Below are 26,418 nucleotides of genomic sequence, written 5' to 3'. Positions count from 1 at the left end.
TATTGAATGTTTTTCATGTTTAATATGATAAAACGGAATGAAAGGAGCGAAACAATGAATATCCAGAAATATATGGCCTTTGTAAAAGCAGCGGAATATGGCAGCTTCACAAAAGCAGCGGAGATCTTAAACTATACACAATCTGGAATCAGTCGTATGATACAGGATTTAGAAACTGAATGGGGTGTTTCTCTTTTTGAAAGAGGAAGAACTGGAATCAGTCTAACTTCTGATGGTTTAAAGTTATTTCCTCAACTAAAGCGCATATGCAATGAACATGAAATGCTAGTGAGGCAGCTCGAAGACTTACATGATATGCAGTCTGGGATGATTCGGATTGGCACATTTTCAAGTGTAGCAACTCATTGGCTTCCAAATATGATTAAATCTTTTAAAAAAGATTACCCAAATATTGATTTTGAGCTGCTGTTAGGCGATTATACAGAAATTGAAAGTTGGATTTTAGAAGGTAGGGTTGACTTTGGATTTTTGCGGCTTCCTACCAAAGCACAATTTGAAACGATTTTTTTGGAGCAAGACCGTCTCCTCGTAGTGATTCCCGAAGATCATCACTATGCAGATTGCGATAAGTTTCCTATAAAAGAATTATTAAACAGCCCATTTATGCTATTGGAGAAAGGTGCAAAAGCTGAAATCTCTGAAATTTTTGAGCACCACCAAATTTCTCCGCGAATTTCTTTTACGACATGGGATGACTATGCCATTATGTCCATGGTAGAAAACGGGCTTGGGATTAGTATATTGCCCGAATTAATATTGCAACGTATTCCCTACAAAATAATTGCAAAGGAGCTTGAGGTTCCTGCTTTTAGAAATATCGGAATCGCTATGAGAGAACAAAAATCCCTCTCACTTTCGGCTAAGAAATTTATGGATTATTTACCTTATAGAAAAGAACATGTTTAATTCGAATGAAAGATAGGATATACATATTCTTGAATTTCATCATTTTCATGTAACCTTATAACCTATTTTGTAATTTTACCTCTTTCACAAAATTAAATTTCATCTATTGCAAATACTAAAATTCTATGATACATTACTTTATGCGAAACAAATGACCAATTTTCTCATTTGGTCAATTTTGAGTGAGGTGAGTTGGGTGGCGATTGATCGAAGACAATTAATACTCGAAGCTGCAACAAAATCATTCTCTTTATTTGGTTATAAAGCAACAACAATGGATCAAGTTTCAAAGCTTGCTAATGTCGGTAAAGGGACAATCTATACCTTCTTTAAAAACAAAGAGGAATTATTTGATGAAATCATCAGTTCTCTTATCAAAGATATGAAAGCAGTAGCGGAACAGGAAATAAAACATGATAGCACAATTGATGAAAACGTAAATCGTGTTTTATTCAGGCTATTAGAATTCCGTAAATCTCATCAGCTAACCATTAAGCTTTTCCAAGAAGAACGTGAAATTGGTACACAAGCAGTAGTTGATGTAGTAAACCGTGTGGAGCAAGCCATCATTAACTATATGAAAGGAATCATACAAGAAGCAATCGACCGCGGTGAAATTAAGCCATGTAATCCAGAAATAACCGCGTTTGTAATGCTTAAAATGTATGTTTCATTGATATTTGATTGGGAGCAACAACATACGCCTCTTGACAAGGAAGAAATATCAAAGTTATTCCGATTATATTTTTTTGATGGATTATCCAATAAACCTTTACATCCTTAGGGTTCTCAACATTAGAGTACCCTACTCATTTGCACCAAAATGACCAATTGAACAAAATGGTCAATACATCTAGGAGGTTATTATATGAAAAGGTCAGCCTTTTTAGCAGAACTTAAATCTATCCTCTTAAACCGTAAAATACTTATTCCAATTTTAGCAGTCGCTTTTGTTCCTGTACTGTATGCTGGAATGTTTTTATGGGCGTTCTGGGATCCCTATGCTCATATGGAAGACTTACCCGTAGCGATTGTCAACGAAGATACAGGTGCTGATTTTGAAGGCGAAGCATTACACCTCGGCAATGAACTCGCCAATAAGCTAGAAAATAGCGAGCAGTTTAATTTTCAAATTGTATCTAAAGAAGAAGGCTATGAAGGATTAGAAAATCGAGAATATTACTTGCTTATTGAAATTCCAAAAGATTTCTCAGCAAATGCGACAACTATTCTCGACAACGATCCAAAAAAATTAGAAATTACCTATGTTCCAAACGAAAGTACAAACTTTCTTTCATCGCAAATTGGTGAAACAGCTATAAAAGAAATCAAAGCAGAAATCTCTAAAAACATTACTTCAACTTATGCAGAAACAATGTTCAGTAAAGTAACTGATTTAGCAAGCGGACTAGACCAAGCAAGCGAAGGCTCAAGCAAACTTGCAGATGGTGTCATCGAGCTTAGTGATGGTTCAAAAACATTGCATGAAAATCTTGAACTATTAGCATCTAAATCTATTGAATTTACTAATGGTATTAATAGTGCAACTTCAGGTGCTAGCCAAATCGCAGTAGGAACTGATCAACTATCAGCAGGTCTTAAAGAAGTAAATGCAAACTTACCTGCACTGATTGATGGCACAAATACTGTACAAAACGGACTAGAGCTAATGAAAGAACAACTTCCATCACAGGTTGCAAACGGCATATCCGAGCAGCTTGCAGGAAGTGTAGATAATATAAATGCTGGTATTGACCAAATGGATACTCAGTTATCAGCAAATTTATCATCACAGCTGACAGAAGGAATCGTAAATGGCTTGTCAAATGAGTTAGCCGAACAAATGGTTACTACGCAGTCAACACAAATGGAACAAATTAAAGCTGCACTTGTTGCAAATCAGGTCATGAGTGAAGAACAAGCTAATTCCTTTATCACTCAGTTAGTAAGTAATTCACCTACTAAAGAACAAATTCAACAACAATATGAGACTCAGTTGACAAATCAATTACAGCCTCAAATTACTGCTGGTATTGAAAATGGATTAGATCAAGGATTTACACAATTAAAAACATCTCTAAGTGACCAGTTGCTTTCATCTACAGCAAATTTAGATGAACAACTTGCTGAACAAGTTGCTCCTTCCTTCGATCAAATGCTTGCAGGACTAGGAAAAATTAATGAAGGTCAGCTTAGCTTACAACAAGGTGTAAACGAGCTTTATAAAGGATCTGTTGACCTAAATACAGGTGCAGGTAACTTGAATAAAGGACTAAAACAATTATCTTCAGGCGCAGATCAATTACATGACGGAGCAGGCCAACTAGCTGAAGGATCTAAAGAATTAGAAACCGGTACAGATAAGCTATTGGACGGTTCAAATGAATTAGCCACAAAACTAGCTGATGGTGCAGAACAAGCAAACTCTGTTCATGCAGATGAAGACACTTACGATATGATGGGTGAACCTGTTCTAGTAAACAAACAAGAAATTAATGCCGTACCAAACTACGGAACTGGTTTTGCACCATACTTTATCTCATTAGGTTTATTCGTTGGTGCCCTACTGATTTCCATTGTCTTCCCATTAAAAGAACCAGTAGTGAAACCTAAAAACGCTCTACAATGGTTTATTAGTAAATTTGGCGTGTTAGCGATTATTGGGATTATTCAGGCTCTATTAGTCGACCTTATTCTTTTAGTTGGCTTGAAAATGGAAATTACAAACCTTCCATTATTTATTATTACATCCATTATTACTAGTTTTGTATTTTTAACACTCGTACAAATGCTTGTAACAATGATGGGAGACCCTGGCCGTTTCATTGCAATTATAGTTTTAATTTTGCAACTGACAACAAGCGCTGGTACATTCCCATTAGAATTAATACCAAATGCATTACAACCATTTAGCGCTTTATTGCCAATGACATATTCAGTTCACTCATTTAAAGCGGTTATTTCAAGTGGAGATATTTCATATATGTGGCATAACAATGCGATTTTATTATGTTATATGGCTGCCTTTATCCTAATGACAATAGGATACTTTAAAGTTAGTATGAAACGTTATAGTCGCGTTGCTACAGAAACTAAATAATCATTACTATGACAAGAGCCATTTCATCATGGCTCTTGTTTTTTCTTATGTAGAAATCCTCTTTTTTAAAAGTCCCATCTTTTTTATTTCTCCGTTTTAAATACTAGCAATTCTTTATTAATTCCCACCGTTAAGACATTATTTCCCTATCACAATAATTAAAGAAATATATGCACAATTAATGATGATTGTTGTAGAAATAGGACTTTTTTCTTTCGAATTAATTCTTATAATAGGTAAAGGAGTAGTGTTTTTCGATTAGTTTCCAATTCATTTTATCAAAAACATATTATGGAAATAAAATTAATTACAAAATCACGAGAATTTTCTCTTCTACTCTATAAAATTTAGTTAGGAGTTTATGTTGATGAAAAAGTTAATACCAGTCTTATTTCTATCATTATTGTTATTAGTAGGTTGCTCTGGATCTGGACCAGCTCAAACGGTAGCTAATTTGTATAAAGCAGCAGTTGACCATGATACAGAATCATTTGTAAAAATCATGTCTCATTTTGAAGAAGATGTCATTGGTTATGAAGAAGAAGCCATGGATGACATTGCATCAATGGTCATTGATGCTGGCGGAATCGATAAAATGAACATTACAGAAGTAAACAAAAATAATATTATCGATGAGGCATCAGAATTTCTAACGGACGAATACGGTGAAAACTGGCATGTAGTTTCAGCTGATCTTGGTGATGAAGTGTATTTCGTTTGGGTATTACATGAATTAGATGGAAACTATTACGTAGTTAGTGGCGATGATTTAAGTAAAGATGAATTTTTAAAATAACGTTACAATTTTAAAAGCAGTCAGTGTTTAGAGGAATGTAAATGTCACTTTTACATTATCTTAGAATAAAATAAAACTCCTTGATGGAATTACCCTATTTCCTTCAAGGAGTTTTTTTCAAACGAATCATTTTTTCAATTTATCTCCGATTTTTTCAATTCGATATTTCCCTCTTAAACTGTTTTATAAAGGTGTTGTACTTACTAAAAAATTTGTTAATACATTATATGGGTATTACATCAGTTATATTTAACCTCATATTGATAAACAATTTATTCGGTACTAGGTAGTAATAGATTAAAAAACCATCTTAAATGGTCTTTAGCCAATTAAGGTGGTTTTAATTATATTGCTTTTAATACTTCATCTACAGAATTGCTAAACATATTTGGGTCTTCACTTTTTATGTCTCTTAATAAGTTTATTATTATCTCTTTTGTCTTGTCGTCTAGCTTAGATAGTACACTACCGTATATTCTTCTTACTTGTTCATGATTTAAAATTCTATAATGTAAAACTTCCATCCATTCTCTTGCCCTATCAATAACACTAGGGACAGCTAAAGCGACTAAATATAATCCTTCTTCTATATTTTCTTTATAAAGATGCTCTATGCCATGTACTAATCCAAACATTATTTCATATTGTTCTGTATCATCGTAACGCTTTTTAAACGAATAGCGAGTATTATACGACCATCTCTTGTAAAGATACAACCTAAAATTTAAAATAGAACGCAGAGTAAGAACACCTTTTTACGTTATCCATTGTTTATCGCCACGACCTTTGTCAATCTCTTTAGTTTTTTAGCCATTCCATACAATAACTACCCCTACTATGTAAAATGTCATCTCGCCTAATTCTCGTTATTGTTCAGTTCATCCAACTGTTAACACGATACTCCATGATGGTACAACCATCATGAGCTCTCGATTTTCAATTAAATAATTTTCTTTTTGTCTCACTCTAAAATCCTCACTTTCTTTTTATTCACTAGATTTATGTATCTGTGTCTTTACCATCTTTAACATTACGAGCTTTGTCATTATCTTTAGTTTGTGGGTTTTGCAGTACATAAGTCTTCCTGCCACTTAAAATGTCATCTCGCCTGTTTATCGTACTTCTCACAAAATCCAAATATTAACTCCATGAGGGTACTACCTTCATGAGTTATGAATTCTCAAATAAATCATATTCATTTTATCCCACTTGTTTATCAGCTAAATTAAGGTAAAAAACCTTGAAAGGCATTTAGCCAATCAAGGTTTAGTAATTTTTTGTAATTAACAATACTTTATTTCAATGCATCTTCTAATGTCTTCTTTTCATGTTCTAACATACCACTTACTATAATGCCACAAACCATTTTATTTTTATCTAAAGCAAATCCCACAGTATCATTTTGTACAATAGACACAGTATCATTTTTCGAAAATGAAATTAACACCTTATCAATTCCTATATAAACGTTCAATTCACCATTTTCGTCTATATATGTCTGATCATTATATTCTTCAATCTGAAAAATAGGTACACCTTTAATCAAAGTCATATTATTCATATCCAAGTTTAAACTTTCCATTTTGTGTACATTCTCACTTAAAGTTAGTGTAATAGAACGAATATTACCTGTATATTTCCCTATGCCTACTTCAATTAAAGATTTCCTGAAATCCCCAGTTCTCCAATATATCGTTGGTTCCTTTGATATATTCCAAGAACCGAATTCAATATTAATCGGTGTATAAACATCATATTCAATATTTACAGTCTGACTTTCTTTATATTCTGTTACTTTTAACATAATCATTTCTCCTTCTAAGGCCTATACACAGCGTGCTTTATTACCGGTAGTAATCCGTCTCCACGGGGTTTACTAAATATTAACTCCCAATTGCCTATGTTCATGATTTCTTCATATTTAATGCCTTCCTTAACAGCATTTTTAACAGAGTTTTGGAAACTTGACAATAAAGTTTGACTATTTATCGGCATACCATGTGTAGTTGCATCTCTTGTTATATACTCGACCATATGTTTTGTCCCATTTGGATGTACCCAGAATTTTTTTCCATCTGCTACTAATTCAAATGATTTTGGAATTTTTGTACCTTCATAAAGTGGTTGAGTAATTTTTATATTTTCCCACACTGTACCATCACCTAAAACATTACCCGTACCCTTACCAACTACCTCATCCACATTACTTTTCTTAACGACATCATCTACATTACTATCTATAATATTATCAACTAGTTTGGCACCTTTCAAAACTTTTCCAACAGGAATAATGGAAGCTATGGCAATTCCTTTATCAACACCTGATGCATCGGCATCCATTATGGTATTGATATCATCCAAAATTAAAAAATCCGCTACTTCTTTTCCTACATTTAGAGCGCCTTTTCCTAATTCGACGGCACCGTTTCCAACATCCCCTAAGAATGCTAATAATTTATTTTCTTCTTCTTTGACCTCATCCACATCTGTTGGCGCAGGGCAAGATAGATCCTTTGCGACTTCTTCTTCACGTTTCTTCATAAATGAAACAAAATTCGTCGATACTGTTGCTCCTTGGATGCCGAAGTTGAATAGGGGCTGTTGGCCATTTAACTGAAGGCTTGATAATGAATACGGATTTGTCCCGCCAACCATACCTAGTGCTAACAGCGAATTCATGGCGATTAAGCTGTCCATAGACTGGGTTCGTGCAGCAAGTTGAATCATAAGTGGATTTTGGCTTGCAAATGCCTTCCACTGCTCAGCAGGGAAGTTCACATCCGTCACATCTTCAGTCAACATCGATTCAATGTTTGTAATCCATGTTTGCATCAGTAAAAGATCATTTTGAATGGTCGCTAAAGCCATTGTTTGCGTTAGATCAAAGGTATTTAAATGTTCGACAGTTTGATCACGATGAGATTTCGCTTTAAGCACCTCAGCTTGCACTTCACTATCATCTAAATTTGGTAAACTCACAATATCGCAAACTTGATTCATAATTTGGTTTGTTTCATTCGTCAGCTCTTCTGTTACTTGTTTCGCATGGTTTAATCCTTGCTCAACTTCACCTTCTAAAGCTTCTTGACGGATGAAGCCGGATAAATCTGGTTCAAGTGTTGAAAGGGCGGATGCCATCTCTTGAAGTACAGTTGAAAAACTAGCCTTAAATGTGTTGAAAAATTCGAGAAAGGGTAAGTGGCAGTTTTCGTAATATCCACGTAACGCTTCCCCTCCCTGCCCTTTGAGTGACTCTTCTAAGTTTGTGAGGCCTTGTATGGTAATTTCAATCTGTTTCATTTCACTTTCGAGTCGAGTTAATCGATTTAGATTTCTTTCGAGTCCCTCTTGAAACGTATTTACATCTAATACCTTCATTGCATCACCTTCTATTTTCAGACTAAGGAATAGACGGAGAACGTAATCCTTCCGATACTCCGACACTCATTTCCACATAAGCAACTCCAGAATGGCTACGTTTGAATTCTACGAAAACAGGGCTACTTTGAACTAATTTATGCTCCTGTATATACTGGACAAGTTCCCAATATTTCACTTGTGATTGTTCATCAAACTGATCCTTAATTCTCGTAGTAATCATACGATTCACAGTAAAATAACTTCTAAAGCGGATGTCTTCCGAATTTGGCATCGCAGAAAAATCACTTTCTTCAATAGGACGGAAAATTTCTGCCGTCATTACGGTTGCAGTTGGATCACTGATGATTGCAAAAAATAAATGATCCTCCACATGAAATCCATATTCCTCTAGGGTTTGATCAAAGTCTGCGAAAGCGAGTTCAATTTCTTCTGGTACAAAATTATAGTATTTCGAAGCCACGTTCCGATAAGTAATCTGATGGTTTTCTACAATCATTGGACACCGCTCCGGTCTTTCAATGGAACATATAAATCAATCATGTATTCCCCATAAACCTCGAGTAACACACAAATAAAGGAATCCTCTGTCGGTAAATTTTGCGCCTTCGCATACGTTTGTATTTTGTTGTAAGCTGCATTAAAATCAACTTCATCCTGTGCTTGACGTAATAACAAAGCCCTCTCTAATCGAAATTGATTTAAATAAGCGAAATCCGTAACGTCTTCTTCAAATTCTACTTCCTCATTTATCGGTAAATAGTAGGTGAAGATCCCTTCATTTTCTTGATTTGAATCGGCTTCATAGGAGAAAAACACTGGACCATTTTTATAGATTTCATGATTTAAAGGGAAATCCTCCAATAATTTAACCCCTTCAAGCCAGTTTTCTTTGACATCTCTCATTTGGAACGTAATTAAATGATCGAATTGCAATGAGCGTGTTTCCATTTTAGTCACCCTAACTTCCATTATTTTTTATTCACTTTTGCTTTATCACTTTCCCGTGCTCCCTATTAGTTGAGGCGCTTGTATAAAGGTATCCACGTTCATCAAAGTTGAAGCTTTTAAATCGGAACTTACAATACAGCATCACAAGCTGCTCAGGTAACACGAAGATCATTGTGTAAAAAATAGCAAGCGGTAAAAAGACAAACATCAATGTATCAAAAAAATCGGAGCTACCCATTTTCATCACAAATTGGATTAAAAACACAAGACCAATTCCACCAATAATGGCAATGGGGATATAAGACGTCGTTTCAAACTTTCCGCGCAATTCGTCCGCTCTTGTACCTTTACGATAGTGCCCTTTCTTTAGTAGAACAAAGAATCGGGTAAACGTTGAGATAAATAATAACGCTCCAATGAGAAGGGTAATCCATGTGAACGATAGTAGTGACTCAATTGACGCCCCCTCCTCTTCCCCTAACATAAACAGTGCAGCTAAATAAATAAGGACAGATAGGTTTTGAGAAACGACAATGGACAAAAAATATTGAAACTTTTCGTGCATTTTAAATACTGTGGGAATCCCAAAGAGTAGCGATAATAGTATGAATGCCGCCGTTAACCAGAAATGAATCTTGAAAATGGTGTCCACATTTGGATAGACAGTGTACTCTGCTGCCACGTAATAAGTTAAGTAAAAAATAAGTGCTTGTAGGAAAATCCCCAAAATTAATGTTGTAGCTAGGGAATTCGGGCTTTGTCTACCAGATTCTAGAGGCCCTCGTAAGACGGCAAAATCTTCTTCAGTTAATTTTTTAATCATGGAATTCGTGCCTCCATCTGTTAGTGGAACCAACCTTTAATTTTATCCATGGCTGATTTCCCTGTTTTCTTATTTTTCTTGTTTAACATACCGTTTACGAAGAGCCCTACTCCAATCCCAATTGCCGTACCGACTCCAGGGATTGGAACGGCAGCGGTAAATAATGCAACACTTGCTGCTTGAACGGCCCCACCAACTGCTGTATCAATGGCTGTATCCACCGTTGCCCTAGCATGCGCCTTTGCACCTGTTACCCCATCATCGACAGCATTATGATAATTACTATAATAATTCAACCCTGCAGATACAGGACCTAACGCTTTCGTAAAGCCTTTTGCGTATCCATTTGTAAAGATTCCTTTTACATCGACGATATCTTTGAATGCTTTCCCAGTCCCTGAGAGAGTTGCTTTCCCAACTGTTTTAGCTTTTTCAGTAATTGTTGCTTTGTCATTCCAATAAGCGAGGGATGAGTGATCTTTTAATGCTGCTTCACCAACTGTTGACCATCCAGAGGTACCTGGTTTTCTTGTACCGTATTTCAGGATTGCGCGATTGTTTGCCTGTTGCTGATGATGTTTTGGTTTCCATGGTTTATTTCCTTTAGGCAGCTTGTAGTTTAACTGACGTTGTGCTATCGCATCAGGCGTCACTCTTAAATATTGCAGTGCCTTTTCACTAGCTACAAGGCGATAAACGTTCCGCCCCGTTTTCGTGTCTCGAACCAATTCCATTTTAAGTCCTGCATTTTTTCCTGCCATAAACAGTCCGAAGCTTTCTACCGCACCATTGACAGCCGTGCTAAATCGCTTCATATTTGCAACATCTTGCTTATGTTCTAGAACGGTTTCATCCGCAGAAGTGACATCTCCAGTAGTTTCTTCTCGGCTCTCTCCTGTGACATCATCCATTTCATTTGTTCTGCTTGTTAATGCGGTTTGAAGTGCCGTTGTACTAGCATATTGCGCCCAGTGCTCGGCTGGGAAATTCACGTCGGTTAAACCCTCTGTAATCATCGTTTCAAGATCACGAATCCATGCATTCATTGCAATTAAGTCACTTTCCACAATTGAAAGTGCGCTCGTTTGACTACTATCAAAAGCTATTAAATCATCAATCGTCGTATCACGATGAAGTTTTGCTGCTTGAATTTCCGATTGTACCTCGCTGTCATCTAAATTCGGCAAAGGCACAATATCCGAAACTTCCCTCATAATGCTATTCGTTTCACTTGTTAGTGTTTCTGTCACATCTTTCGCGTTACTTAGGCCTTGTTCGACCTCGCCCTCTAAATACCCTTGATGAATATAACCAGTTGCATCAGGCTCTAGCGTATCAAGTGCAGCTTCCATTTGTGTGAGCACATCATGAAAACTATTTTTAAACAAATAGAAAAATTGCAAAAAGGGCAGGTGGCAATCTGTATAAAATGCACGTATCGCATTGCCACCTTGCCCCTTTAAAGATTCTTCTAACTGTGTGAGTCCTTGAATGGCCGTTTCAATAGTTTTCATTTCCGTCTCTAGTCTTGTTAGTAAGTTTAAATTGCGTCCAAGACCATCATAGAAACTTGAAGCATCTAACACTTTCATTAGTACATCAGCCTCCTAGGACCTGTAGCTGCACCACTAATATTTGTTGAAATGCTTTGATCCTGTTCACGCATATACTGTACAGAATTTCTAGTAGTTTCGATATTTTTCAGTAATACCGTTTGATAGCTTATTAAGATTCGGTCCAACTCCAAAGCGAGCTCATTCAGTTTTGTGACAACATCTAATGTATTTCCTTCGATAGCGGGTTCGGCAGTTGGATTTAGCGATGTCGTCGCATTCTCCATCACACCTAGCTGCTCCTCCACATCCGCATACACCATTTTTACTTCTCCTGACATTTGACTCCTCCCCTTTCCTTTTATTGTTTTTTTATAATTGCTTTTCCTGCTTACACTTTCTCTCCTTGAACCATTTTTGGAACAAGCCAAATTAGAACAATGATGATACACACGAATAACAACCCAATATATATATACTGTAATCCTTTATTTCCACCGTCGTTTTTTGAAATTGACTGACTCACTGCAACCTTCGCTGTTTCTATATCATCTGAAAACAAACCAAGTTTCATAGATTCATATGCAACCGTTTTTCGATCTTGGAAATTTTTTACGAAAAGCTCTGCCTTCATTTTTTCATTTAGATCAACATCTTTAGGAATAAAGTCGAGCTGCTTTTGCTCGTCTGGAATCCCTTTTTTATTCTCTAGCAATGAATTATTGTGAAGGAATTCTTTATTATCCTTAAAGTCATTTTCTTTGTATTCATTAGGATTCAAGGAGTTAATATCATTTGTCATAGCATAGCCGGATCCGTTGCCAGATCCGACCATAAGCCATAAACTTAACGCTAACCCAAACACTAAGCCTACTTTATCCTTCATAAGTCGCTTCCTCATCTAAATTGGTCGCACGATTTTTCATTCGATTTACTATATATGGCACTATTGCAGCAATCCCGATAATCACGATAAGTATAATACTCGCTGGGAGTATCAAGGATTCTGGACCGTATTGAATCGATAAGTACACCTTTGACATCGGATCCTCATAATCAATGTTCGATGCTAATAATGTAAGCATCGGTGTTACGAAGAACGCAATGACCGCTACATTTACAAACCATCCGACAAGTTGACCAATCGTGAAGCCTGCAAAGATGACAGTCGAAACAGCAGTTAATAAAAGAACGGTGAAAATTGTCCATTCTATCGAACCTATTCCAGTTAACGGATAAATATCCATTCCATAAATACTTATGATTAACCCTACGATTAAGTTCAATAAGACAAATAGCGCAATTCGCAAATTTGTTTTATTCGTTTTGAAATAGTAACAGAAATAACCGATCAATAAGCTACTGATTAGCACAATTACCAACACGATTACTGGTGGCATTTTATCCTCTTGAACTGTTGGATCTAAACTATTTACTGAAAGTGGATTAGATAAATGCTCATATATTTGACCGTTCTTTTGCCCGTCAACAAACGCATTTTCTAACACATCATGAATGTCATCACGGTATTTCTCTGTTGTTCCTACGTTTTCACTCCACTTAAAGGACAGTTCGTTTGTATCTGCATTCACGTTTGCAGCTTTGTTGTGGAGTTCCTCTGTTACTGACATGATATTTTGTTGGTTTTGAGTTATGTTGTTCATGGCATTACTCATCGATTGTAAGCTTTGGCTAATGCTTTGTTGGTTCGAAAGAAGTGCGTTACCGTCCAATGCTTCCCCAGATGCTCTTGGCGTCCCTGCAATTAGAATATCCAAACTTTCCTGCACATGACCTGCACTCGTCTTAACAGCATCTAACTGTTTGGACATGGCATCATATTCTGTATCGAGATCTTCCATGTACTCTGTGAAGAATAATTGTATCCCCTCTTCTAATGATGCAAACTGTTCTTGTGATGTAGGAATTCCATCTTGCAATTGATGAAGATAGGTATTGCCATCTTCGTTTATCCCTAGTATTTTGTTCACACTTGAAGCCAATTCTTGAGAAGTTGAACCCGAACTCATACTTGTCTTCAACGCAGATTCATATCGCGCTAATGCTCCGTAATAGTTCAACAATAAATCTGCATCTTTACTGCCTATCGATTTGGAAAACGCCTTTTCTAAGCGCTCCTTTTTCTCATTATTCAAAAGTTCGTAATTTATAATTTCAGTTTCTTTACGTTCGATTTCCCTAATAATCGAATCGTTAATTTCTTGCGTTGAAGGAATGTTCTCCTCAACTTCTTTCTCTACTTCTGATTGGGATTGATCCAACTGTTGTTGTAACTGTGATTCTTGTAGTTGTTTAATGGTTGAATCAACATTATTAATTAGTTCTGACAATTGATTTAATTGGTCATTCATCATTGAATTTACCGCTTCAGTGGAAGAATTAGTTGCTTCCTCCATAGCTTTTTCTGGATCAACCGTTTCTTCTGACTTAATTTCTGGCTGAGCAAGCTGTTCTTTCACTGTGCTGATTTCCTGTACCAAAGCCAACAGTTTTTCACGCTCAGTTTCTAGTGCAGCAATTTTAGAGGACGCAACAAAGTCCTTTGTGTTGTTGACTTGCTCGTTTTCTCCACCGTTATTTACTTGCTTTGTAGGATCTACGGGTAAGCTTCCCGTAATTTTGTTTTTTAAATCAATGACTTCTGTTTCATATTGAACAAGCTTTTCTCCTTCAACTTCCATTAGTAGCTTGATAATTTCATCCCGTTGTTCCACAACCAAATCAGATAAATTAGCAATGTTTTGATGATTTTTTGCCAATTGTTCACTTAGAGCTTGCAAATTCTCAGAAAGCTTGACATTTTGCTCTTCTAGGTAAGTCTTCATGTTTGAATAGGTTGGATCATAGCCATTTACTAAGTTCATGACTGCTGTGATATTTTCACCTTGTAATGTTTTTAAAAGCTGTTGCTGTGACATTTGATATTCCTGATATTGATTTACGTAACTAACGAATTGCGCTAGATTCTCCTGGAATTCTTGTGTCTGCTGGACATTTTCTTCAAATGGCGTGCTATTGATGGAAGACAAAAGATTCTCTAACATACCTTTTTGGTTTTCAATATCATAGGTGACACTTTCTAAATCTGGGCGATAATATTCAGAAATTGTTTCAAGAAACTCCATTTCTTTTTGTAAAATATTATCGAATTCCTGGCGTACCTTTTCTAAATCTTGGGATACGTAGCTCCAATATAACGTTGAGATTTTCCCGTTCACTCGTGCTGCTGCATTGTCAATTTCTCGCAGTACTTTTTCACGGTTTGCTGTATTTAATTGACCTGAAACAGTATATTTAAATTCAGCTTTTACCGGCTGTAGCTCTTCATAAGTCATAATATTTTCTGAAAAATTGGATGGGATGTAAAGAATCGCATCATAATCTTGATTTGCTAACCCGTTTTCTGCGGTGCTTCTACTGACGACAGACCATTCATAATTAGATTCATCCGATAGTAGTGGCACCACTTCTTTCCCAAAATCAAGTGGATCATCTAGCATCTCTGCACCTGCATCCTCATTAACAACGGCAATTTGTTTCGTTCCGCCTGCCTCACCTGATAACGGATTATTGCCTAGACTAAGGAAGTAAAGAATCGGGGCTCCAACAATCAAAATCATGACGATGGCAATCTTTATAATCAGCTTCTTTTGGGTCGTCATGAATAAATCTTCCTTTCAATATCACATAATGGGATTTGTATTTTGACTTCTTTATTGTTTACTACGTAATAACCAAATCCAGCTTGAATTTCCTCCTCCTTCCGATCATAAGGAAGGCTGAAAAGAGTTTGTTCGGATTTTTTCATTAAAAGAATCGCTTGGCGAATTTGTTTCACTTCTGTCGTTAAGGCATCATAGCCCTTTGTTAAATCATTCGAATTTCCTGTTACAATCACATTAAATCCGAGATAGTTTGCGTGCTTCATAAATTTCACGATGCGTTCTTGCAATTTGACATCAAGGTTTGAGAGAAAGCGTGCATAATCATCCACCACAAGTAAAATTGGCGTGAATTGCAGTCCGGTCGTATCATTTAGGCTTCTATTGACATATGCGACTTCACGGGATGAGAGCTCTGCTTCTATTTCCGTTAACCATTCTTCAATACGTTCTTTTGAATCCAAATAAGAAACTGCCTCTTCCTCACTAAAGCTTGCTAATCCTCTTTCAAATGAATCAAACAAACCGATATACCTAATATCCTTTTGGAGCGCAGTGTTCAAGATTACTTTCAACAAATTTGTTTTCCCTTTTTGCGCTTGCCCTAATACGATACAATGCTTATTGTTTAAGAGGTTAATCGCAACTGGCTGAACAAATTCTTCATCTAGCCCAATCGGGAATAAATGCGGCTGTTGCATTTGCCCCACATAATTCTCAAATTGCATCAATGTTAAATCACTTGGAAGCATTGGGATTTTGTTAGGAATAGCGTGACCTGCATATTTTATCTTCAACGATTTCACTGTTTCTTTTACAGCTTCAAGTATTTCAAAATCATTCGCACCATTAGCCGGTAAGAAAATTTGTGAGAAATGGGCTTCATCTTTTTTAATAATTGCCCGACCTGGAATCGGCTCAGGGGATAACGTCATTTTCCCTAATACTGTATATGCCTCACTTTGATCTAATAAATAATGGACAATTTTCGTTTTTAAGTTGTTCATCACTGCTTGGCGAATGGATGAAATGCGCGTTGCTGTAAAGATCATGTAAATACCTAATGATTGGCCATCTCGAACAAACTGATTAAAGCTAGGCTCAAAATCTGGCAATTCTTCTTTAATAAAGTCATAGTTTTCAACAACTACAAATAGTAATGGCAGCTTTTTATCAGAAATATTGTTGTATAGCTTGATGCTACTTACTTCCATTAACTGAAGCTGCTGCTTTCTACGAACAATTTCCTCACGAATCATCCGCAAAAATTTCTCCATTTTGCGAACTTCCTCCGCTAAGAAGAAATCCGCCGTATGAGGTAACTGCTTGAGTGGTAGCATCGATCCATTTCCAAAATCCATCAAGTAATAATGCACTTCTTCTGGGCTATATTGTTCCGCTATGTTTAATAAAATCGTTAATACCGTTGTTGACTTTCCATAACCAGTTGAACCAAAAATACCGAGATTACCATCCTCCATTACGTGATAATGATATGGTGTTTGACTTTGTTTTTCAGGTTCATCTATTAATGCAATGGCGATATGGTCTTGCTCAGTCGATGTAAGTCCTTGTTTAAATAGTCGTTCTTCAAGTGGTGGTAGCCATGGACTTTTCAGCTTTTGGATACCAAATTCTTTTTGCGTCTCTTCTATTTTTGTCACAATGGCCTCGATTTCTGTGATACCTTTGCGTTTACTTTCCTTCGCAGAAATATTCGATAAAGGAATCAAACCCAAATCCGTAACGATGGCGATTTCATCTTCTCCATCCGAATGCTCTGAAAGATAAGGCGCTCCACTCCATGCCGATTGGAAAAGTTCATATACTTCGTTGTTACCAACTTGCAAGTATCCTCTACCCGTTACGGTGATAGAAGCAGCATCCGCATTTTTCAAAATCTCTTTACTATCGTTTGCATCCTGAACCTTTAACGCCACTTTAAATCGAGCATTACTCCAAATTTGATCATCAATAACGCCACCTGGTTTTTGGGTTGCTAAAATTAAATGGACACCTAAACTACGACCGATTCGAGCCGCGCTTACTAGCTCTCGGATGAAATCTGGCTCTTCATTTTTCAATTCCGCAAACTCATCGGAAATTAAAAATAGATGCGGTAGCGGTTCATCTACTAGCTGTTGTTTATAAAGTTGCGTGTAATCATGAATGTGGGTAACGTTATTTCGGTCAAATAATCGTTGACGGCGCTTCAACTCACTTCGGATGGAAGCAAGCGCTCGATTTGTAAAGTTCACACTGCCTTCAATATTCGTAATCGTTCCTAGAAGATGTGGCAATGTTCTAAATGGCTGAGCCATCCCTCCGCCTTTGTAGTCGATTAACAAAAAGGCCACTTCATGAGGGTGAAAATGCACAGATAGCGATAATATATAAGTTTGCAAAAATTCACTTTTCCCTGAACCTGTTGTCCCGGCTAATAATCCGTGGGGACCATGGGCTTTCTCATGAAGGTTTAAATAGACAAGGTCATCTTTCCCCTTCAATCCAATTGGAACAGCGAGTGATTTGGATGACTCATTTTCCGACCATTTTTGTGGAATGTTCAAATCATCTACTTCTTTCACATTCAACATTTCAAGGAATGACGTACTTTCTGGAATAGAGTTCGTGATGCCCGTTTGATGGTTTAATGTGCGTAACATCCGCGCAAATCGCTCATTATCATCTTTTTTATGGAGATCTAGCGTAAATGGGATGCTCACTGCTTTTTTATTTTGAATTAAAATATCTCCTTCAGAATCATTGAGTAAGCGTACGAGTGTGTGTATATTATCCGCCAGACTCTCCTTTGCATCGCTCGCAAAAATTACTGATATTCCAAGCTGTTGATGATCCCCTTCTAAATACTCGAGGATGACATGATCTTCAATTAGCTTTTGGTTCGTGATGACGAATACAAGATGTGGTGTAAAGCGAAGTTTATCCTTCTCTTCCTCTAAATCACGTTCACGAATCATTTCATAGATTCTTGAAAGTAGTTGGTCACGTGTTTTTTCGTTATAAATTAAACCTTTAGCGTACATATTTGGAATGTTGAAATGAGGAAGCCATTTCATCCATTCGATTTGTTTGTAATCTGCTTCGTCAAAAATAAAGACAAACCGTAAGTCATGATAGCTATGGAAAAACGCGAGCTGCCCCATAATTTGGTGAATTTCCCTTTTGACGACACGTTCTTTCCCAATAAGTCCAATTGGTCCGTTCGCTAAATTTGCGACTACCGGGGTATCGCTGCTTTCTTTATACACTTTCTCAAGCTTCTGCGATTGTTCAATTAAGTCATCCATTTCACGATTGGCCATATCATTTGTATTGAGTGTAATGGAATAGCTCGACGGCACTGTCCCTGTCCCTAAACGGAATTGGAGGAAGTCTTCACTTTCAAGTGTCCGTTCCCAAATGCGATCTGAAATTTGACTCGTTAAATATTTCATCCGTTCGAAGGTCGGAAAGTGAAATTCCATAGCCAATCGTTGTTTTTCCAATAACGCTTGAAGTTCTTGTCGCTTATATTCTAGATACGCTGAATAAACGCGCACTCGTTTTTCTCGTTTTCGTTTTTCATTGGCTCTATCTTTAACATATTGTACCGAGGATGTGATTAGTGTCATGACGAACATTACCATCGTGATGATGATAAAAATACCTCGTGGCTGAATCATCGCGACAATCCCCATCACAATCAACATGACAAGTGGCGGTAAGAGAATTAACCAAAGACCTCTATTCGATGGATCATGCTCCTGTGAAGGAAATGATAATGAAACCTTTTCTTTCGGTAAGTCATAGACCATTCTCGGAGTTCGTCTGTATATTGGGTATTTCTTTTTCATTTCCGATTCAGGCTCTTTTAAAAGTGGAAGACAAGACTCGTAATCTTCAAAACTAATGATTTCAAGCACATCTTCTTCAACGAGACGAATGAGCATGAATGGTACAAAAATAATATCTCCCAGTTCAATTGCTTTACGAGACAGTTTTTTCTGACCATTAATATAGAGTGGGCTATTGCTATGATTTTCGAGCATCCATTGTTGACCGACTTTCAAAAGTGAGAAGATTCGAGGCTCTTTATGAACATTCGATTTCCATACAATATCGGCCTCATTACTCTCAGTTGAAAAATAGATTTCCTGTTTCTTTCCGAGGAAATAGGTTTCGTGCCTCGTAATGGTTTGGAAAAGGATAATTTTTAATATTTTCTCGTTGTTAGCATCCTTCCATTCAAAAAACTGCTTCGGATTCACTTTTCCGAGGAATTTTTTATTTTGTTCAACTCTAAAGCCAAATGGGTCCTCGGTGATTGTTAGAAATCCATTGGTAAAGGAGAGGCTTCGGATGGTCACTGTATGGGAAAAATCATTTCCAACTGTAACTGTATCTTTATTTCGTTGATCCAATTGAATGGACTGATAATAGTTGTCATAAAAAAATAAAAGCGTACTCATCAAATCACCTTCTAATAGGGATTTATTATTCATTCGTTGTTTGATTACCCGAAGTTTCCACTGGGTTATCCGCCGATTCTGTCACTGGGTTTTCGTCTGAATTTGTTGTAGGTCTCTCAACAGGTTCTGTTACTGATTTCTCTTCGGTTTCCGTATTTTCTGGAGTATCATCATTCACATCAGCTTCAATTTCATCTGTAGACGGGTTTTCATCTACCGAACTTGTAGCTTTTTGATTACCTCCTTCCTCTTCCTCTAAGGTTTCTGCTATTTCCTCGAGTTGTTTTTGTATTTCTTCTTTTTCCGTATTGATGTTATCAAGCAGTCGCTCTCGCTCTTCATCCTCTATTTTCAGGTTAGCCTTTACAGATTCCTCGTAGTGTAATAACGCAAGCATGATGTAATCCAAATCTTCTAGCTGCCTTGCCAAGCTTAGTGCTTCCTCAGCTTGCCCTCTTCCAATATATATCCAGTATTTGTAATAACGTGGATCCGTTTGTAGTGTGATAGTCTTTAATACGTTTTCTCTTTGCTCCTCCATTAACGTTTCATTGACAATATACGCAAGAGATAGCTCATACTGAATCACTACCGGCATATCTTCCACGTCATACTTAGTAAGCTTATTGATGATCTCACTATAGTTTTTTTGAATAAATGGCCCTTGCACCGCAATGTATGCCTCTTGTCTCGGCTGCAGTATTACCGCTGAATAGGCAGTATAAATGCTAAGCGGAAGCAATACTAAAATGAGCCCAAACAGACTGTAACGCAACCAATTCCATTTCGTTAACTTGATTTTTGTGAAGCTTTTCTCTTGTTTCTCTATCACCCGAAGCTGTTTTTTAATAATATCCAGCAGCTCTGTTTCATCCTTCGCTCCCATAACATTTTCAGCCATAGCACTCAGTTCAATCGACTTTGAAAACTGAATGTATTGCTCAAAGGTAAATTGGGGTTCAACTACAGCTGCAATGGTCGCCCTCGTTTCTTGCCAAAGCCGTTTTTCATCTCGTTCATAAGGTGGAATACTTTCTTTCACTCCATAATGCAAAAAATATGGTGTTAGGCTCTCGTCAATCAAAATATTTTCAGGGCAAAGAAAGATGTGAAGTCGATTGGATGAATGCATTATAATTGATTTCACAATGTTAGAAGCAAACATCCAGCGACTTTTTTCATCAAACGACCGTAATTTCTCAAAGGTGATAAAGTTGGGTTCTTTTTTGTATGTAAAGATTAATTCATCTTCCGTTAATGTAATTTCTTTCTGAATAAAGGGATTCACTTCACGTAGAAGTGCGATTTCTAGCTCATCTTCTAATTTCACTTTCTCATTTTGAAAAGTAAGTGTAATTTGTTCTGACTGAAACTTAAGGGTCGCATCTAACTGTTTTTCTAAATAAGACTGTTTTTTCTCTAACATCTCTATGACTCCCTCACAAAATTTCTAGTCGATCACCAGTTGTGATACCACTTCCCGCTAGTTGTTCATTCCCTGATAAAACCTTTTGTTTGTTTGGCACTCGAACCCAAAACCCTTCCTTTGGTGGATAGGAAATAGATTTTGCTTGCCAAACGATATCGATTAATTCTTTGACGGTATAGTAGTCTGATAGACGTAGGTCAAAACAGTCCCCGTTATAATGTTTTAAGTCGATTGATATTTCTATGTACACCTTCATCACCTCAGGGAAAATCTATTACACTTGTATTTTTTATAAAAGGTAAACTTCCTCATAAACCAATGTGACTTTATGGATTCCTCTTATTTTTTATGGACAACAATCTTTGTATTCCACTACATAAAGGAAAAGAGCGTCTTCATCGTATAATGACGCTCTTTGATATTAATTCTAAGATGAAGTTATAATGTTATCCGCGAATTTGGCTCGCAATTTGACGATCTGCATCATCAAGGGCATGTGCTGTATTTTTCAATTGTGTTGAAACGTCTTGTAATAGTCGTTGCATATCCACAATGGAGGGTCTAAGTGAATCATATTGCTCAGCGAATGCTCGGCTGGATTCACCTTCCCACATACCTTGTAACTCTTGAATCATACTATCCAAACGTGAGATTTGTTCTTCAACTTGTGCACTTTCACTTCCGTAACGGTTAGACATACCTTCTAATTCAGCTGGGGTAACACGAATAATTCCTGACATGAACTTCTCTCCTTTTTCTAGGCTAAGAATATAAATTCGAAAATATACTTCATTTTGCTCGTAAATTTATACACTTTGCCTTTATTCAAATAATTCAGTTTTATTCTAAAGAACATAAATTAGAACGGTCAATAATTATCTGCTAAAATACATTAAAAGAGTTATTTATTCCCAATTTATTTATCAAAAAATAAGCAAACTTTACCATTTTAAGTATTTTTTATTGTGATATATTAGAGGGGCATTAAAGATCTAATTTCATTTCATTCAGCTAAGAATGTTGTACTGAATGGCTATTCTGAACGAACTTTTGAAGAGGAAAATTAGTGATATAGAGGTGATTTCATGTCTTTAGCATATTGGTATGCGCTTTTACGCAAAAAACAAAGTGATCTCAGTCGCTTACAAACGTGCAATGGTCAGTTAACCGGGAAGCAAGGGGAGTTCTCAAGCAATCAGTATCTCATGACTCAGCCAGAGCTTACAGCAACGACTTGGAAAGGGACTTTAGCCACAAGGTTCGATGACATTCGAATCGACGGCATCCTCGCTAGCTACAAAGAAATTCAAACAACACAGTTCAACAATGTATTTTCGATCTTAAGTGATAAAATCCAACAAATTAAACAAGAAATCGAGTCTATCCGCGCAACGATTGCCCGGCTTGAAGCTGACGATGATTAAACATTAGTCTCCTTCAATTAGGTAATACGTATTGGGTTAAACAGAGCAGGACATATATAATAGAAGAAAAGCACTATCGAATGGGATGTCTCAACAGGGATATCCTTTTATTTTCGCTATTATTTAGACGAAATGAAATATCCTGGTTACAATATTTAGCCGAAGAAAAACCCGAGCTATATACGAAGTTATTTTCTGGTTCGTATTAGTTCGGGTTTTATATTTCAATACAACGATGACGATATCCATGTTTTGAATCGCCTTGCTAATATTTTCATCATCATTTATATTTAAATTCCACATTTCCGTCAAGTGAGTTTGCTAGTTGTTCACCCCAGTCCATTTATAATCCGTTACGATTAGCTTAATTTCATTTTCAAATATCCTCAATAACTCTGTACATACGAGTTGTCCAAGAACACCAGACGCTCCAAAAACCATTACTGTTTTCATGATTTAAAATGACTTTCTCCTATACTGTTTTGGTAGATTTTAACATATTTTGGTTCAGTTTTTTGTAATGTCTTTCTAAGAATGAGATGGTATTAAAAAGCTTTCAATCTAATATACTCTCGTCAATTCCATCATTTCAAAATAATAACAAATGCCCATTGTTTAGGAAAAATCTATCCTATATCGTTATTTATAGGAGGCGATAAAATGGGAAAACTAACTAAACTATTAACCTATGTTGGACTTGCTGCATGTCTTATGTTCTCTTCAGTAGGTGGCGCATCTGCAGCAACTGTTCATTACAAAGACGTGAAAGAAACAGATAACTTTTACAAGGCAGTTGAAAATCTATTAGAACAAAAAGCGATTAGTCGGACATTACCAAACTTTCGTCCACATGAGACTGTGTCTCGTGGACAAGCGGCTAGTATTATTGTGAAGGTTTTAGGACTGGATATTAGTAATGTAAAAGACCCTGGTTTTAAAGATGTTCCCCCGTCACATCAGTTTTATCCATACATTGCAGCACTTGCGAATAAAGGAATTGTCGGAGGATATTCTGATGGACGGTTTGGTGTCAATGATCCTCTTAGACGTGGGCAAATGGCAAAAATTTTAGTTGATGGTTTTCAAATACCATTGATTGGAATTTATAATGCCAATTTAGACAAATATAATGATCTTGATAGAAAATACTATGACCAGAGTGATTATGGTCGATCATATTTAGCTTTTAATCAACCTTTTGGACAATATGTATATACGATGGATTATTATGGTTATGTTTCGGGTTATGCAGATAAAACATTTAAAATGAATAACCCACTTACTCGTTCTCAGCTTGCATTAATGATTGAAAAGGTTCAAAAGTCTGTTGATCAGTATGAGTACTTTTATTTTAAAGATTATGATTTAACAAGTTATACTCAATTTGACGATATGATGAGCTATGAACAAGGTACGCAATTCGAGTCAGAAGATCCGTCCATTATTTCTGTAGTTGACGTTATCAATGTTTCTTCTTCAGGATATGAAAAAACGTCACAACCTCCTGATGCAGATATACTATTGATAAAAACTTTCCATGATTATGCTATACTTCAGCCGCATAAAGTGGGGAAAACAAAACTTAACCTGGTTATATACAGTGGTATGGTTACCATTCCTGTTGAAGTGAATGTAACGGAAGAAAATGGCGAATTTAAATTATCTTTTAATAAACTAGAACCAGTCAATACTTCTTCACCTCACGTCGAACTAACACCCGAACAGATAGAAGAGATGCTAGAGAGGTTGAAAGATATTCCAGAGAATCTTTAGACCCAATAGTAGTTTTTCACAGATTCTGTACAGATTGAGAATAATTCCACGAGGCTCTAAGTTCTCGTGGAATTTTTTTGTAGTTTCCTAGTTCCATAACCGGTATAAACTTCAATAAATGATAAAAATGATTACCCATTTAAATCTTTCCGATACTAAGAAACTCAACCTCTCTCACCCCATTGCCCTAATTAACTCAAATAACTTTAGTATGCTTTCTGGAAATGTACGATCTTTCATCGTACACAAGTATACATTACGATTTAGAAACTCGTTATGCACTGGACGTGTTAGTAGGTTTTCCGATAAATGCTGTGAAACATAATGTTTTGGTAGGATAGCAATTCCTAAACCTTCCTCTACTAATACCTTTATCATTTCAAATCGTTCAATTTTATATTGAATATTTGGCTTCACATTTTCCTGTTTGAATACTTTTAATATTTGTGCACTCGTTTGAAATTCTGGCATACCAATTATTAATGATTCTTCCGTAAAATCTACAAGTGTTATCTGATCCTTTATAGCAAATGGATGATCTCTATTTATTAGGACGACATATGGCTCGTTATATAATAATTCGCTCTTAATTTCAGCATCTACAATATGCTGGTTCGTAATGACACCATGTACATCTAAATCTAATAATGCTTGGCGTACAGTTTGATTATATAATGTATCAATTAATGTAATTTGATTGTGTGGGAATAGTTTTCGATATTCAATGATAACCTGTGAAAATAAATAATTCGCTGATTCAATCATACCTAAACGAATTTCTATATTTTCCCCTTTTGCTAATTCTTTTAGCTCCAGCTCCACTAACTCAAATTGTGAAATTAAGTTTTTCGATCGCTCATAAAATTGAAGGCCTAATTCTGTTAATTGAAATTGTTTTGTCGTTCGTTCAATGAGCGGAGCACCAATTTCCCCTTCCAATGTTTTAATTGCATTACTTAATGATGGCTGTGAAATATGCAAGGCTTTTGCAGCTCTTGAAAAACTTCGGTACTTCACTGTTGCATCGAAGTAATACATCTTCCGTAAATCCATCTTCCCACCCCATTTATAGTTTGAAGCTATTATATTATAAAAAATAAGTATTTGATATTATAAATGATCAGAAAATATAATGAATATATAAAATTTTCAGTTTTCAGAAGGTGACCTCTATGTATAGAAAAGCAGATTCAGAGATTTGGCAAGGTCGAATCGATCATAAAACAGATCATACTTACTTTCGTTATCACCAGGTTGTTAAAACAACTACGACAATGGAGCAAGATTCGATAGTATTAATCGGTTTTGCTTGTGATGAAGGAGTAAGGCGCAACCAAGGTCGAACAGGTGCAAAAGAAGCACCCTTTGCAATACGAAAACAACTAGCATCACTACCGTGGCGTCATCATACCAATGATAAATCACTAATAGATTTTGGAAATGTCATTTGTGAAGGTCATGATTTGAAGAGTGCTCAACAAGAGCTAGGTGATAAAGTTTCCGATATTTTAAAATACGGAAAAGCCATTATCCTTGGAGGCGGACATGAAACGCTATATGGCCAGTATTTAGGTGTACGAAAAGCAGTAGGTCCAGAAGCTTCAATTGGTTTATTAAATATTGATGCGCATTTTGATTTACGAGAATATGACAAGCAAACCTCATCAGGGACAATGTTCAGGCAAATTTTAGATGAGGATCCCAATACGAACTATTTCGTGTGCGGTATCCAACAGTATGGAAACACCACTGCATTATTTAATACCGCGGATCATTATAAGGTCCAATACTTTTTAGATGAGCAATTGAATTCCGTTAAGTTTACTGAAGCGCTAGATCACTTTATGAGGACACATGATGTTTTACTCGTTACCCTTTGTATGGATGTTTTAAGTGCAGCGGAAGCACCTGGGGTTAGTGCACCCTCACCGTTTGGTTTATCTGCAATAAAGGTACGTGAAATTTTACGTAAAATGGTTTCGTCAAAAAAAACAGTAAGCTTTAGTATATGTGAAATCAACCCTTCATTGGATGTAAACAATCAAACTACAAAATTAGGAGCTTACTTTATAAATGAGGTTGTAATGCAGTATATAAATAATTAAAGGG

The 26,418-nt window shown here is 36.4% G+C and carries 23 protein-coding genes; 7 read left to right on the top strand and 16 right to left on the bottom strand.

What is annotated here, in order from left to right; genetic code table 11:
- Positions 1 to 54 precede the first annotated feature (54 nt).
- The 4 genes from CD30_RS08875 to CD30_RS08860 all read left to right on the top strand — a co-directional run bounded on the left by CD30_RS08875 (position 55) and on the right by CD30_RS08860 (position 4,823).
- On the top strand, positions 55 to 927 hold the full coding sequence (locus CD30_RS08875) for a LysR family transcriptional regulator (RefSeq protein WP_036175485.1): 873 nt from the start codon (positions 55 to 57) through the stop codon (positions 925 to 927).
- Positions 928 to 1,123: 196 nt separating this feature from the next.
- Entirely contained in the window at positions 1,124 to 1,711 is a 588-nt protein-coding gene (locus CD30_RS08870; protein ID WP_036175482.1) for a TetR/AcrR family transcriptional regulator, read from the top strand.
- An 84-nt stretch (positions 1,712 to 1,795) separates the two neighbouring features.
- Positions 1,796 to 4,027: a YhgE/Pip domain-containing protein gene (locus tag CD30_RS08865; RefSeq protein WP_036175479.1), complete on the top strand. Its 2,232-nt coding sequence runs from the start codon at positions 1,796 to 1,798 to the stop codon at positions 4,025 to 4,027.
- Positions 4,028 to 4,394: 367 nt separating this feature from the next.
- On the top strand, positions 4,395 to 4,823 hold the full coding sequence (locus CD30_RS08860; RefSeq protein WP_036175476.1) for a hypothetical protein: 429 nt from the start codon (positions 4,395 to 4,397) through the stop codon (positions 4,821 to 4,823).
- 344 nt (positions 4,824 to 5,167) lie between these two features.
- Here the strand turns inward: CD30_RS08860 and CD30_RS08855 are convergent, their stop codons facing one another.
- The 14 genes from CD30_RS08855 to CD30_RS08790 all read right to left on the bottom strand — a co-directional run bounded on the left by CD30_RS08855 (position 5,168) and on the right by CD30_RS08790 (position 21,852).
- Positions 5,168 to 5,539, bottom strand: a complete 372-nt coding sequence (locus CD30_RS08855; protein WP_052126118.1) for an Imm30 family immunity protein — start codon at positions 5,537 to 5,539, stop codon at positions 5,168 to 5,170.
- Between the two features lie 578 nt (positions 5,540 to 6,117).
- The gene (locus CD30_RS08850) at positions 6,118 to 6,627 is read right to left on the bottom strand and encodes a hypothetical protein (RefSeq protein WP_036175473.1); all 510 of its coding nucleotides are present in this window, start codon (positions 6,625 to 6,627) and stop codon (positions 6,118 to 6,120) included.
- Between the two features lie 14 nt (positions 6,628 to 6,641).
- Positions 6,642 to 8,201 carry a ribonuclease YeeF family protein gene (locus CD30_RS19470; RefSeq protein WP_052126117.1) on the bottom strand — a complete coding sequence of 520 codons (1,560 nt, stop codon included), beginning with the start codon at positions 8,199 to 8,201 and terminating at the stop codon, positions 6,642 to 6,644.
- Positions 8,202 to 8,223: 22 nt separating this feature from the next.
- Entirely contained in the window at positions 8,224 to 8,700 is a 477-nt protein-coding gene (locus tag CD30_RS08840) for a DUF5085 family protein (RefSeq protein WP_036175470.1), read from the bottom strand.
- The gene (locus CD30_RS08835) at positions 8,697 to 9,152 is read right to left on the bottom strand and encodes a hypothetical protein (RefSeq protein WP_036175467.1); all 456 of its coding nucleotides are present in this window, start codon (positions 9,150 to 9,152) and stop codon (positions 8,697 to 8,699) included. The genes CD30_RS08840 and CD30_RS08835 overlap by 4 nt, the downstream gene beginning before the upstream one ends.
- A 31-nt stretch (positions 9,153 to 9,183) precedes the next feature.
- Positions 9,184 to 9,975, bottom strand: a complete 792-nt coding sequence (locus tag CD30_RS08830) for a hypothetical protein (protein ID WP_036175464.1) — start codon at positions 9,973 to 9,975, stop codon at positions 9,184 to 9,186.
- A gap of 20 nt (positions 9,976 to 9,995) precedes the next feature.
- The gene (locus tag CD30_RS08825) at positions 9,996 to 11,567 is read right to left on the bottom strand and encodes a ribonuclease YeeF family protein (RefSeq protein ID WP_036175461.1); all 1,572 of its coding nucleotides are present in this window, start codon (positions 11,565 to 11,567) and stop codon (positions 9,996 to 9,998) included.
- Positions 11,567 to 11,869 (bottom strand): YwqI/YxiC family protein, encoded by a 303-nt coding sequence (locus tag CD30_RS08820; RefSeq protein ID WP_036175457.1) that lies wholly within the window; start codon positions 11,867 to 11,869, stop codon positions 11,567 to 11,569. The genes CD30_RS08825 and CD30_RS08820 overlap by 1 nt, the downstream gene beginning before the upstream one ends.
- 50 nt (positions 11,870 to 11,919) lie before the next feature.
- Positions 11,920 to 12,414 (bottom strand): type VII secretion protein EssA, encoded by a 495-nt coding sequence (gene essA / locus CD30_RS08815; RefSeq protein ID WP_036175454.1) that lies wholly within the window; start codon positions 12,412 to 12,414, stop codon positions 11,920 to 11,922.
- Entirely contained in the window at positions 12,404 to 15,211 is a 2,808-nt protein-coding gene (gene esaA, locus CD30_RS08810) for a type VII secretion protein EsaA (protein WP_036175451.1), read from the bottom strand. Before esaA ends, essA begins: the two co-directional genes overlap by 11 nt.
- Complete coding sequence (gene essC / locus CD30_RS08805) at positions 15,208 to 19,683, bottom strand: type VII secretion protein EssC (RefSeq protein ID WP_036175447.1); 4,476 nt, start codon at positions 19,681 to 19,683, stop codon at positions 15,208 to 15,210. Before essC ends, esaA begins: the two co-directional genes overlap by 4 nt.
- A 25-nt stretch (positions 19,684 to 19,708) precedes the next feature.
- Positions 19,709 to 21,109 carry a type VII secretion protein EssB gene (gene essB, locus CD30_RS08800; RefSeq protein ID WP_084077754.1) on the bottom strand — a complete coding sequence of 467 codons (1,401 nt, stop codon included), beginning with the start codon at positions 21,107 to 21,109 and terminating at the stop codon, positions 19,709 to 19,711.
- Between the two features lie 13 nt (positions 21,110 to 21,122).
- Positions 21,123 to 21,362 (bottom strand): ESX secretion system protein YukD, encoded by a 240-nt coding sequence (yukD, locus tag CD30_RS08795; protein ID WP_036175443.1) that lies wholly within the window; start codon positions 21,360 to 21,362, stop codon positions 21,123 to 21,125.
- Positions 21,363 to 21,558: 196 nt separating this feature from the next.
- Positions 21,559 to 21,852 carry a WXG100 family type VII secretion target gene (locus CD30_RS08790; RefSeq protein WP_036175440.1) on the bottom strand — a complete coding sequence of 98 codons (294 nt, stop codon included), beginning with the start codon at positions 21,850 to 21,852 and terminating at the stop codon, positions 21,559 to 21,561.
- A 345-nt stretch (positions 21,853 to 22,197) separates the two neighbouring features.
- Here CD30_RS08790 and CD30_RS08785 point away from each other — a divergent pair, with 345 nt between their 5' ends.
- Positions 22,198 to 22,536 carry a YwqH-like family protein gene (locus CD30_RS08785; RefSeq protein WP_036175437.1) on the top strand — a complete coding sequence of 113 codons (339 nt, stop codon included), beginning with the start codon at positions 22,198 to 22,200 and terminating at the stop codon, positions 22,534 to 22,536.
- Between the two features lie 321 nt (positions 22,537 to 22,857).
- Here the strand turns inward: CD30_RS08785 and CD30_RS20630 are convergent, their stop codons facing one another.
- Positions 22,858 to 22,989 (bottom strand): hypothetical protein, encoded by a 132-nt coding sequence (locus CD30_RS20630; RefSeq protein ID WP_268871085.1) that lies wholly within the window; start codon positions 22,987 to 22,989, stop codon positions 22,858 to 22,860.
- Positions 22,990 to 23,196: 207 nt separating this feature from the next.
- Between CD30_RS20630 and CD30_RS19465 the strand changes: the two genes are divergently transcribed.
- Positions 23,197 to 24,309 (top strand): S-layer homology domain-containing protein, encoded by a 1,113-nt coding sequence (locus tag CD30_RS19465; RefSeq protein WP_052126116.1) that lies wholly within the window; start codon positions 23,197 to 23,199, stop codon positions 24,307 to 24,309.
- Positions 24,310 to 24,483: 174 nt separating this feature from the next.
- On the opposite strand, the gene CD30_RS08775 is transcribed toward CD30_RS19465, so the two are convergent.
- Positions 24,484 to 25,362, bottom strand: coding sequence for a LysR family transcriptional regulator (locus CD30_RS08775; RefSeq protein WP_036175434.1), 879 nt, complete (start codon positions 25,360 to 25,362; stop codon positions 24,484 to 24,486).
- 119 nt (positions 25,363 to 25,481) lie between these two features.
- On the opposite strand from CD30_RS08775, the gene hutG reads away from it, so the two are divergent.
- Complete coding sequence (gene hutG, locus CD30_RS08770) at positions 25,482 to 26,414, top strand: formimidoylglutamase (RefSeq protein ID WP_036175431.1); 933 nt, start codon at positions 25,482 to 25,484, stop codon at positions 26,412 to 26,414.
- The last annotated feature ends 4 nt before the right edge of the window (positions 26,415 to 26,418 follow it).

The sequence above is a fragment of the Ureibacillus massiliensis 4400831 = CIP 108448 = CCUG 49529 genome (assembly GCF_000772965.1).
GTDB lineage: Bacteria > Bacillota > Bacilli > Bacillales_A > Planococcaceae > Ureibacillus > Ureibacillus massiliensis.
This window is presented reverse-complemented; position numbering and strand designations above follow the sequence as displayed.